The organism is Paraflavitalea devenefica (assembly GCF_011759375.1).
GTDB lineage: Bacteria > Bacteroidota > Bacteroidia > Chitinophagales > Chitinophagaceae > Paraflavitalea > Paraflavitalea devenefica.
The window spans coordinates 760,312-772,486 of the sequence record NZ_JAARML010000002.1 but is presented as its reverse complement, the minus strand read 5'-3'; the positions used below and the strand labels follow the sequence as shown (position 1 = coordinate 772,486).

General features: G+C 46.6%; 7 protein-coding genes. 1 reads left to right on the top strand and 6 read right to left on the bottom strand.

The window, feature by feature from the left end:
* Positions 1-10 precede the first annotated feature (10 nt).
* Positions 11-499: an anthrone oxygenase family protein gene (locus HB364_RS12740; protein ID WP_167288353.1), complete on the top strand. Its 489-nt coding sequence runs from the start codon at positions 11-13 to the stop codon at positions 497-499.
* Between the two features lie 18 nt (positions 500-517).
* Here HB364_RS12740 and HB364_RS12735 read toward each other — a convergent pair whose 3' ends face one another.
* The 6 genes from HB364_RS12735 to HB364_RS12705 all read right to left on the bottom strand — a co-directional run bounded on the left by HB364_RS12735 (position 518) and on the right by HB364_RS12705 (position 12,153).
* Positions 518-1,873, bottom strand: coding sequence for an alpha-L-fucosidase (locus HB364_RS12735; protein ID WP_167288352.1), 1,356 nt, complete (start codon positions 1,871-1,873; stop codon positions 518-520).
* A gap of 107 nt (positions 1,874-1,980) precedes the next feature.
* Positions 1,981-5,766: a glycoside hydrolase domain-containing protein gene (locus HB364_RS32900; protein WP_208419943.1), complete on the bottom strand. Its 3,786-nt coding sequence runs from the start codon at positions 5,764-5,766 to the stop codon at positions 1,981-1,983.
* Between the two features lie 37 nt (positions 5,767-5,803).
* Positions 5,804-7,948 (bottom strand): alpha-N-acetylglucosaminidase, encoded by a 2,145-nt coding sequence (locus HB364_RS12720; protein WP_167288351.1) that lies wholly within the window; start codon positions 7,946-7,948, stop codon positions 5,804-5,806.
* 102 nt (positions 7,949-8,050) lie between these two features.
* Positions 8,051-9,832, bottom strand: coding sequence for an SGNH/GDSL hydrolase family protein (locus HB364_RS12715; protein ID WP_246228481.1), 1,782 nt, complete (start codon positions 9,830-9,832; stop codon positions 8,051-8,053).
* A gap of 307 nt (positions 9,833-10,139) precedes the next feature.
* On the bottom strand, positions 10,140-10,580 hold the full coding sequence (locus HB364_RS12710; protein ID WP_167288349.1) for a hypothetical protein: 441 nt from the start codon (positions 10,578-10,580) through the stop codon (positions 10,140-10,142).
* Between the two features lie 40 nt (positions 10,581-10,620).
* A complete protein-coding gene (locus HB364_RS12705; protein WP_167288348.1) occupies positions 10,621-12,153 on the bottom strand; it encodes a right-handed parallel beta-helix repeat-containing protein in 1,533 nt (510 codons plus the stop codon).
* Positions 12,154-12,175 lie beyond the last annotated feature (22 nt).

Sequence of the window (12,175 nt, the reverse complement as noted above, 5' to 3'; positions counted from 1 at the left end):
AAATAAACCAATGACTCACCTTGTATTTGCCATAGCCACCTTATCAACGGGCCTGATAGCCGGCCTGTTCTACGCCTACTCTTGTTCTGTAAACCCCGGCCTGGGCCGGCTGGCAGATGCAGAGTACCTGAAAGCCATGCAGTCCATTAACAGGGCCATTCTGAATCCTGTATTCTTTATGACCTTCATGGGTACCGTCATATTATTACCGTTGGCCGCATGGTTCAGCTACCATGAACAACCTTCTATCCGGTTCTGGTATTTCCTCGCCGCCGCCGTTGTTTACATCGTGGGCGTATTTGGGGTAACCATAGGCGGTAATGTGCCGCTTAATGAAGCATTAGATAAATTCAATCTAGCAGGCGCCTCAGCTGAACAGTTGTCACAGTTCCGGTTGCAGTTTGAAGCAAAGTGGAACATGTTCCATACTGTTCGCACCATCGCCAATATCGTAAGTGCGTTGCTAGCCATACTGGGTTGCCTGGCAAAGGTCAAATAAAGCACCTGTCAAAACCTCCTATTGCAACACCAATTCAATCACCGGGACCTCAAATCCCGGTTTTTTATTGGGCAGGCTGAGGACCAGATCATTGCTGTTTGATTCCGCTGTTTTAAAACGTATTTCCGAATTGTCGTGCAGGAAATGGGCATACTTTATTTTTCCTTTATAACCTGGCAGCGTAAGTGTATTACCGGGGTATTCAAACAGATGAACGTACAAGCGCTTTGTCTGTGGATTATAGGAAACCATCGTATTGGCGGGCGTCTCAAAACCGGTGGGCGGATACGTACAACCATACACAGATTTGTTGTTGTATTTCATCCAGTGGCTGACACTGTCCAACGCCTTTGAGGCTCTTGCATCAAATACGCCCCTGGCAGTGGGACCTACATTCAGGATCAGGTTACCTCCTTTGCTCACAGCGCCAATCAATAAAGCCAGTAATTGTTTATGTGTTTTCCAGGTATCCTCGTCCCTGAAATAGCCCCATGACCCGGAGAATGTCTGGCAGGTTTCCCATGTTTTTCCTCTGAACTGGTCAAGCTCCTCTACCTTCACCTGCTCCGGCGTCAGGAAATCTTCCCCATCTTCATAAGCGCCCAGGTCTAACCGGTTATCTACAATAATCCCTGGCTGCAGTTTCCTGATCAGTTTTAATAATTCCACCGAACCCCAGTCGGTATGATCCTTACCATGACCTTTGTTGCCGGGATAAGAGAAGTCCAGCCACATAATATCTATTTTGCCATACCTGGTAAGCAATTCCGTTACCTGGTTGCGCATGTATTGCCGGTATTTTTCCATATCCCTGCCTTTGTTCAACCGGGCATAGGCAGTATCCGCCTCATTGGCCGGTTGCTGCGGATGCAATACATCAATCGTGAAATCAGGATGACGCCAGTCTAACAGGGAATAATAAAACCCGACCTTGATCCCCTCTGCCCGGAACGCTTCTACAAACTCCTTTACCAGGTCGCGTTTTGCCGGTGTATTGGTAGCTTTATAATCCGTGTATTTGGAATCAAACAAACAAAAACCTTCATGGTGTTTGGTGGTGAGCACAGCATACTTCATACCAGCAGCTTTGGCAGCTTTTGCCCAGGCTTTGGCATCAAACATATCGGGATTGAACAGTTCGAAGTAAGGCTGGTACTGCGTATCATTCAACCTTTCCCATCTTTTTACCCATTCATGCCTGGCGGGCAAGGCGTAAAGCCCCCAGTGGATGAACATGCCAAAGCGGTCATGTACCCACCAGGCCATACGTTTTTCTTTTTGTTGTGCCGTTTCGTTGAATATCCTTTTTTGCGCCTGTAAAGTGGCTGCTGATAATACAACGAAAAGAAATATTAAACTGATTGTTCTATACATATTATTACTTGATTGATGAATAGGCATTGCTTCGACAGCAGATTTCTCACCCACATTATTTGCTGACAGCGACAAAACGTATGGTGGGTTCGAAATGACAATGTAGGTTATTGGTTAATTGATGATTCAGATAATCGGTTTAACACTGTCTTTGCGTGCTGCAATTGTTCCGCGGCGGTTGTCTTTTCCAACGCCGCTATTTCAAACATACTGGTCAACTGTTGTAACTGTTGCAATTGGTGTTGCTGATTTGTTTGGGTAAACAATTCCTTCAGCAGGCGGACCTTTTCATAATCCTGTATACCTTCTATCAGTCGCTCAAAACGGATAGAGCTGCCCGGACCAGGATATACTAAATACGTATCACCGGCCGACCAGGTACTAAACCGTGCATCCTGCAAAGGATCCCGGGGCCAGCAGTTATAGGCCCAGCGCAGGTAACCGCTATAATTTTTATTTGCTGCATACCAGCCCAGCCAGGCAGCTTCTGCCGGCGGTGAACTGGTGAATGTATTGGGATGCCCTTCCCAGCAATAGGTATAATAGGTAGTGGGCAATCCTGTATGCAGGCGTTTGGCCAGCACCACTGTATCAAATTTTTCGGCGGAGGCAACGCAGTAGTCAAATATGTCATGGGCTATTTCGGTATGATAGCTTCCTGCCAGGGATATCTTCAGCGCTTTATCTACACTTCTTACCAGGGCAATGACTTTTTGCATGTCTTCCAACGGACGCTCATCCATGGCAATGGCCGTTTTGTGATACCAGCCTTTTTGCTTCAGGTGCTGTACAAAGTCAGTAAGCATGGGACGCCAGTGAGCGGTATATTCCGGCGTTCCCGTTTTAGCGATCAGCAGGGTATCCTTTCCCAGTGCTTCATCATAATAATAAAACTTATTGTTCCAGGGCACCATGGTGTAACAGTTAATGAGCTTGTCTATTCCCAACCCCATCATAAAACTTACCCATTGATCAAAAATGGTATAGTCATACTTCCAGGTACCGTCTTTCTCCCTGATCCATTTGATCATGGAGCCATAAACATCATAGGTCTGCCCACGCCAGGGATCATAGATCATACTCACGGTAATGGTTTTCTGTCCCGCGTTGGCCAACATTTGCATATAGGGTTTCATCGCCTCAAAATGCGCTGCCGACCATACTTTGGCATTGTGTATTCTTGCCACTGCATACGGATTTTGCCAGAGGTCCAAATGAAAGCGCCAGGCAGCCGGAGTAGGCAGCGTATGGGACTGCACTTTTACAGTATATGCAAGGCGCCGGGTCAGCCCCTGCGCTATGATCTGCAGGCTACCTGTATATTCTCCCGGAGGAATAGTAGCAGGTATGTTGATGCTTAACCACAAAGGTTGGGCGGTATTAGCAGCCACTTCTTTGGGTGCCATGAAGTCTATGCCGTCTGCCACCAGGAATGAATCGCTGCCGGGTTCTATGCCACATCCATGTCCTTCTTTATTGAGGCCGTTGGATAGTACATAACGCACAAAACCGGCGGTGATGCGCGAAGCAGGTATCACAGTGCCTTTACTATGGCGTAATGGACCTGGCTGTATCTGTAGCCCTTTAAGGGATTGAGCACTCCAGACCAACAGTTGTGTATGTATCTTTTCCCCTTTCCAGGCAGTGGTTGTCCATTGTGTTTTTATATCCGTTACAGCAGGAGCGATTGTCTTTTCATAGCGCTTATCCGGACTCGCAAATCCTATTATGGCATCTGCTGTTCCATACAAAATGCTCTGTACCATCTTTTCAAGGCTTGTAGGGGCAGGGCCTTTTTGAATAACGAGGTTCCTGTTAACCCAATCCCTTTCCCACGCAAAGAAATCCGGCGCTGTGGCGGCTTGTCCCCTCAACTGTTTGCGTAAATAGTCAAAGTATAATTCCCATCGCCTGCGGTAAAAACTTTGCATCAGACCTCCCCATTCTTTATAGGCATATTCGTGCAGGTAATCTTCTTTCGGATTGTGTTCGCCCCAATAAGTGATCAGCATCATCGCATTCAGCAGGTTGTTCTTCTTTTCCCGCTCCGTATTGCCCGCCAGCATGGCCTGTTGCTGATAAGTACTCAGACGGTACCAGGCATCCGTATTTAACAAGGAATCTGTTGTTGCAGCCAATGCTAAAAACTGTCGGGCTGCTTCTTCAAACCCGGTTATATCTTTTTTCTGGTAAGCGCCTACAAACTGTGCAAATACTTTATCTGCCCGGTTCGACAATACCTGGCGGACAAGGTTGATCAGGTCTATCTTATACGTTTTGCTCCCTGCAAACAAAGGTGCTGCTTTAGCAAAACTTTTTACGGCCTGTAAAAACACAGTGGTATTGTATCCTTTCTTCAAATTGCCCCAACTGGATACAGACTTTATCTGTAAAGCCGGGCGGGCGCATAAGATATTTTCGGGAGGGCCTTCCTGGTATCCGGGGTTACTGTAGGTGGTTTGCAGTAGTAACTTCCAGGCCTGATTAATGTCTTCATTGTATTTTCCATACCGCGCAACTGCATAGTCCTTTAACCATTCATTGACGTTCAATGGCTGCTGATGCCAGCCCGTTTCCAGCAATAGTTCATAGGTTAGCGGGTTATTATTGATCCCTTCCGGCATAATGCCCACTCCCTTCATATACGAATTGTAGGGGCTATTATATATGCGGGGAACTTCGCTGGCAAAACGCTCCAGCTTGCCCTGCAGGCCCGGTCTTTCACCAAAATTGTTCACTATACACCAAATGAAGGGCGTGCCTTCATAGCCTTTCCTGGTCTCCCAGTTGTTGGTATTCTCTCCAAACAATTCCTGTATCAGAACAGTTGACCGGTCAACATTGGCCAGTAATTCTTTTTTGGGATTATCCTGCCATCCCTGCAATACCCATATAGCGCCGGGAAAGTGCTGTTGCATGACCTGCTGGATAGCAGCACCGGCTTTTCCCAGGTCTACACCTGCTGTAATACCACCCTCATGAAAAGGATCGCCGGAAAAGAAACGGATTTGCTTACCATACAATCTTTTCGTTTCCTCATAAAAGATACCGGCAATGCGCTTAAAAGCGGTATCTGTCGGATCGAGTATATCGGGCCTTGTAAAAGCGCCCCAGTTACCTTGTGTTATAATATGGGCCTTTGTTTTATTCTTTAACGTGGAAGGCACCATACCATAAAAGCCCGGCATTACTGGTTCTATACCCAATGACTCCATGCGGGCGATCATTTTTTGCACCAGCACTTTACGACTATCAATCTGGCTTTGCGGCATAGGCCCGCCCCAGCCTTGAATATTGCCCATCAGCCACCAGGCATTGTAAGCAGGCCCGGTTATAAAATCACTGATCTCTTTTTCCGTATAATTCAATCGCTTTAATACGTTTTGCCACACAGCTTCTTCCCCATTGGCTACCAGCATTACATTTACCCCATTCAGCGCCATCCAGTCCAGCTCATGCTCCCAGTCTTTCCAGGTATAAAAGCTCATGGTATAGTTATAGGTACAATAGTTTAATGCATAGCGGTATAAAGCGCTGGCATTTACTTTTACGGGTTGCGGCACCACCGGCAAGGGGGACACCGGGGAAAGATTGTCGCCCATATGAGAGAGGGAACGATGACAATATTGTTTCAGGTACCAGTTAAGCCCTACTGCCGCGGCATTGGGCCCTGAAGCCGCTATATGTACTTTATTGGCTTTGGTGGAGACCTCAAACACGTCATTACCCTTTTCCCTGGCCATTACACTGAAGGTAACATGAGGAGCCAGCCAGGGCACACGGCGTGCGGCCAATTGTTGTACGCCAGGGTATGATTGTGCCATCGCACCCATCATCATGAATGCACTAAACACAAAGCTTACAATGATCTTTCTTTTACCCGTTAAAATCATATACTTTCCTTATTATAATTACCATTTCGGATAGCTGTTAAAAAAACGTATTGATCACCACCGGTAAAATGGCAATGCAGTCTTCTCTTGCTTTATCACTTACCGTGTAGGGTTGTTCTGTCCACTTCTTTTCGAAAGAAAAGAAATCGGGCCATGCTGCCCGCGTCCCTTTAAACCTGGCTGTTGCATATTCAAAGAAATGCAGCCACCTGGGCAGGTAATAAGCATTTAACAAGCCGCTCCATTCTTTATGGGCATAATCATGTACCAGGGTAGCCGGGTTGGTAGCAGGCCCCCAATAAGTGACTTGCACTTTTGCATTCCATTCAGCCATTGCTTTATCAGTTGCATCAGGCAACAGATCTCTTGCCTGCTGTACCCAGGTATCCATACTAAAATCCGGATGGGTGGCAGTCCACCTGTCCTGCAGTTTCAACAAGGCTATAAACTGTTCTTTGTTTGTTTCAAAACCCCTGAAGTCTTTGTTGTAATACGCATTCATAAAGCCTGCGTAAGATTGCCGCGCTTTTAATGCAATAACCTGCCGCCATATATCCACCAGGTCATAACGGTAAGTGTTGGAACCGGTAAACCGGGAAGCCGCTTTGGCAAAACACCCAGCAGCCTTGTAAAATACGACGGAGTCATAAGCTAATTTCTTAGACCCCCAGGTAGATACGCTCGTGATGAAATTGGTATCGGGCCTTGCGCAAAAAATGGATTCGTAAGCACCTGTCAGCTCATTGGTATGCGATATATAGGCCGACTGCAACAGCAACTGCCATGCATCATAGATATCGGGATCATATTTTCCATAACGGGCAACGATATAATGCCGCAAAAATGCATCAATGGAAAAAGTATCCGCCTGCCAGGCTGACTGCAACAGGGAAGTGTACATGATATCATTGTTGGCAATGCCTTCCGGCACAATACCTATTCCTACCATTGACCGGCCGGCCATGGTGGTTGCTGCCCGGGCAGGCTCTGTGAGTACACGTGTCAAACGCCCCTCCATGCCCAGCGTTCCACCTCCATTAACCATGGAACACCATATCCATGGATAACCGGAAAACCCATTGGTGCGCTCCCAGTTATTATCAGCATCTCCCCTAAGATCAAGTATCAGTGTATGACTGCTATCCAGTCCCGCTAAGAAATCTTTTTTAGGATTATCCTGCCACGCCTGCAATATCCACGTGCTACGCGGATAATATTGCTGCATGTTCGCCTGTATCAAAGCCGCTGTTTTCCCCAGGTCAATATTGCCGGTAGTGCCACCTTCATGAAAAAGATCGCCCCCCAGGAAATACGCCTCTCCATATAATTGGCGCAAGTGTTTATAATACAAGGCAGCTATTTTATTGAACAGTGTATCCTGCGGCAGCAAAAAGACAGGGCGCTTAAACCCATCGCCCCAATTACCCTGGTCCACGATCTGCGCATGCGGAAAATATTGCCGGATGGAGGATGGGACCATACCACAAAAACCCTGTAATACCGGTTGTATACCCAGCTCCTTCATTTGCCCGAGCATTTTTTGTTGCAGCGTGGTCCAGTGATGGATCATCGCATTACTTGCCGGTCCGCCCCATCCCTGCACATTGCCCATCAGCCACCAGGCATTGAAGGCAGGACCGGGAATGTATCGTTGTATATCGGCCGGGGTAAAATGCAATGCTGTTAGTACCTGTTGCCATACTTCTTCTGTTCCCATGGGCGCCAGCATGAGGTTAACGCCCTGCAATGCCATCCAATCCAGTTCATGCTCCCATTCTTCCCATCCCCAAAAGCTCATGGTATAATTATACGTGCAATAGTTCAATGCATATCTATATACGGCATTGGTTGTTATTTTTACGGGCGCTTTTACCATTGGTAATGGTGATACGGGGGAAAGATTATCACCCGTATGCGACATGGAACGGTGGCAATAATATTTCAGGTACCAGTTTAAACCCACCGCTGCCGCATTAGGGCCATTGGCTTCAATGATCACTTTACCAGCCTGTGACCGCAATACAAAGCAGTCTTTCTTACCAGCCATTTCCAGCTTTTTGAATACCAGGGAACTGCTTAACCAGGGTACCCGCCTTTTAGCCAATGCCCGAATACCTTCAAAGTCTCCAGCTATCAGGCTCTGGGGAAAGAACAATAATAAAAGTAAAAGACGTTTATTCATTACTGAATTATGTTTTTGACAAGGCATGTGCTTCGGTCGCAGTACTTGTCCCCCCTTTGCGGGGTTTCCCGCGACGCCGCCTATTCGTAATATTTGATGTCACTAATACCTCAGTCGAAATGTGGCAGCGGAAAGTAACGTTTTCAATTGTACTCCCAACTTTCGGTACCCCCTTTCGTTCAGGTGCAATCCATCACTGAACAATGACTCGTCAATCTTCTGCCTGCCGTTCAGCAATGCTACACCCGGATTGATATAGCGTACCTTTTCTGCTTTAGCTAATTTTTCGATACGGCTATTCAATACCAGAATACGGTTTTCCAGATCTCTTCGCGGCAATATTCCCGACAACAGGATGACTGCTTTGGGCTGACGAAATTGTATGGCCTCCACCAGCCTGGTTAGCCCGTCAACTATTTCATGATCGCTGTTATCGGATAAATTATTCGTTCCAATCATTAGCAGTACCTGTTTTGCATCAAAGCCGTCCAGTTCATCATGATATACCCGCCACAGCACATTCTCTATTTTATCCCACCCAAAAGCAAAATTGCCAACACCGGCAGGCGCCAGGTATTCATTCCATGAGTCTGCACCACGAACCAGCGGGGCTTTTGGATTTCCTCCCCAATAATGCAGAATGGAGTTGCCCAGAAAAACAACGGCCGGCGCATCAGTTTTATTCAATATTAATATTTCCCGGTGTCTGCTTCGCCAGTCATAATACCCATCCCTGCTTTGTACTACAGGCATTGTTGTAGCATGCTTCCCTGCAGGCTCATGAATAATGGTCCTGATGATCTTTTCATAAGCATTGGCATATTCCATCATACCCACATCATTGGGATGCAGACCGTCTACTGTTGAGTAGATGGAGAACCCTATATCCCTGTTCGACAAGTAATAAACACCTTTTACACCTTCCGCTTTCAATGTTGAATATGCCTGTTGCAGTGTATTGTTTGCTTCGGCATATTCCTTGTTTTTTGCAGCATCCATGATACCGATTTCCGGACTGATACAATGCTCTGCTAACAGTACCGGTATATGCGGCTGCTTTGCTTTCAATTGCTTTACTGCTGCCAGTATCCTTCTTTCCAGTTCCGCTCCTGTAATGCCGGCTCCAGCTGTTAAGTTGGGAATACAGTCCAACACATACAGTTTGGCATCTGTTTCAGCCATCAGGTCAATGACCGATGCTTCCAATTTACCGCTACCAGAAAAGCCGAGGTTAATAACAGGACGATCCAGTCGCTGTTGCAGGATATTTGTCCAGGCCATGCCGGGCCTTGAAGCACAAGCACCCTGTGCAATGGAAGTGCCGTATACCACAATGGGTTTCTCCAACGACAAAGGCATGGGAATGAATGAGGCCGTTGAAGGAACACCTATTTGCAACCATTCTGTTGCCTTGTATAAAGGAAGGTATAGCCTGTATTCATAATCACGGCCAGTGAATATCTTACTTACCACCAGGTTTTGAAACCTGTATTCAATGGTATCACCGTACGAACGGTTACCCGGCGCCCAGCCCCATATACCATTGGGATCAATGCTATACAGGTCAATACCGCTTACGCCGGTAGCCGGCATATGCGACATTGCCAACTCCCCTTTCACTACATAGCGAACAATAATGGCAGGAGCGTTGGTCTTAAACTTTACATACAGGCCTGCACTGCTGCGCGAAATATTCCAAACATTTGGAGGGAGTGTTTTTTGCGCCCGTGCGGGAAACCGATCATAAGAAGCAGCGACTTCAGCGGGCCATGCTTGTCCTTCAATGACGGGAAAGTTATTAGCAGCAGGGTTCCACCACTTCCAGGTTTCTGTCGTTTGTGCTGCAGTATGTACTGACAAACTCCACAAGAGAAAAACCAGCATTATATATTTACACCTTTTCTGAACCATGTTCTATTGTCTATTTTTTCTGATCTACAACACCGGTATTCAGTAGGTCCGCCCGGCTTGCCAAACAGACCGTTCAGCATGTGCATGTAACGGCCCAGCTACCCCAACTGCCAGCCAATGCGTATTACCGGTCTAATGTAATTCGTTATTCTTACAGAATGACACGCAACCGGTTGCCTGAAATCTCCACAGGCTATCATACAAATCAATTCCAGGTATAAGCGGTCTATACCCGGAATTGACCGGCTTTAAAAGGGACATCTTTGATCACCTGCCGGAACTACGGCTGAACATTGAAGGTAACAGAGTTGGCCCCACTGACATTTTCATACCCCTGGTTGTATAGGGTAGCCTTCATGATCTCATTGCCCACATGAACATAGTCGGTGTCATACACGTTGCTGGCATTGCTGTTTGAGGTTACATAGTAAGTGCGGGCGGTTCCTGCAATCGGGAAGCCATTGAGATCGTATTTTCTCACTACAATTGCCAATGGACGTGTTGAAATACCATAAGTAGCCAGGTTAATTTCATTCCACTGTACTGTTACAATTAACGGGCTGCCGTGACGGACAGCGCCTCCGCTAAAGGGTAAGGGATAATCCGGTAGCCGTTTGTGTACTTCTTTTGCATTGCTTACCGGTACAGTAAATGCGGAAGTTAAGAACAGCGTTCCTGTGGTAACGCATAATAAAGCGAATAGGATCCATTTCTTTTTCATAGACTTTTATTTAAGGTTAAGAAAAAACGCAGTTAGCTGCTCACTGTTGCGCACCTTTACTGATCTTGCCATTCACGATACGTGGTTTACCATCTATATCCATGCTCCCATGTATCTCTGTGTTAATAATTATGCCTGTATTCTTCGCAGGGGAAGAGGATTGAATATGTAAATCGGGCAAAGAGGTGTTCACCAATAAAGGGTCTGTACCGATGGTGGAACCAGCATCGCCCCCACAGGCAGTTTTCCAGTCTGCATAACTGGTGTACGCTGTACCATTCCATATCCATTTGGCAGTACCGGTGGTATAATACAGGTTGTTGTCAATTACATTATGACTGCCTGTTGCCGTGTACTTATGTACAAACACATCGTCGGGCCGGGCATATACAATATTGTTCCTGATCACATTGCTGTCACAATTTTCCGTTAACCGGATCTCCCCTTCTATTTCACCAAAGGCGCCCACCACCCGGTCATTCTGGTATAAGGTGTTATTCACCACATAACAATTTTTAGTTCCTCCTTTGGTATAGTTTAAATAGTCGCCCATGTAAATACCGGTACGCCAACAGTTATATACAAAGTTGTTTCTTACAATAGTGGTCCTGGTTGCATAGATATTGCTTTCGCTGACCAGGCCGATACCCCGGTCACTGTCATGCACGATGTTTCTTTCTATAATGGTCCCGGCGCCGCCGCATACATAAATGGAAATAGCGCCATACCTGTCTGGTCCCCATACATCGGGTGTCCTGGTCATGGTATTGTGGTGAAATTCATTATCGCTGATGGTCCCGTTGCGGGCATAGTTGGTAGCCACATTCCCGCCGGGGTGCAGGTTATCGCCACCGGCAACAATGATCCCGATATTTTCAGTATCATATACCTTGTTGTGGCTAAACACAAAGCCATCTATATTCCCTGCCAGCGTAACATTTTCACTGGTGCCTGTTTGTGTATCATGAATGGTGCAGCCGGTGATGGTAAGGTTGGTGATGGCACTTGTTCCATTACCGATCACCAGGATAGCATGGGCGCTTCGCCAGTCATTTAAGCTGGCATTGCTTTTTATATTGTAGATGTTGCAATCCTTTATGGTTATATGATGGGAATTCCCATTGATCAATATTCCTTCCGGATCAGCATTAAAGGCAGCCGTAGAAAGATTGCAGATATCAAACCCCTCCATGGATATAAACCGTACGTTGCTGAAGGTGACCATTGCCATCCACCCGCTTACAGAGAGATGGCTGCCATCTATAACCGGCCTTTCGCCGGGGTATGCTTTTAGGGTGATGTTCTTATCCAGCAGGCCGGACCTGGTGAAGCTGATCTGTTCATAGTAAGTTCCTGCTCTCACGAAAACCGTATCGCCGGATAGTACCTTACTTAAGGCGGCATTAATACTTTTGAATGGAGCATTGATGGTGCCCGCATTGGCATCGTTGCCGGTGGCAGATACATACCAGACGTTTGTATTATTTTCTGAAGATGTAGTGGCGCCCTTACTCTTTGAACAGCCGATACCTGCACCAACCAATAAGAGGAAGGTCATTAAGTGTGTGAACATGGGTTTGTTGTATAATTATATT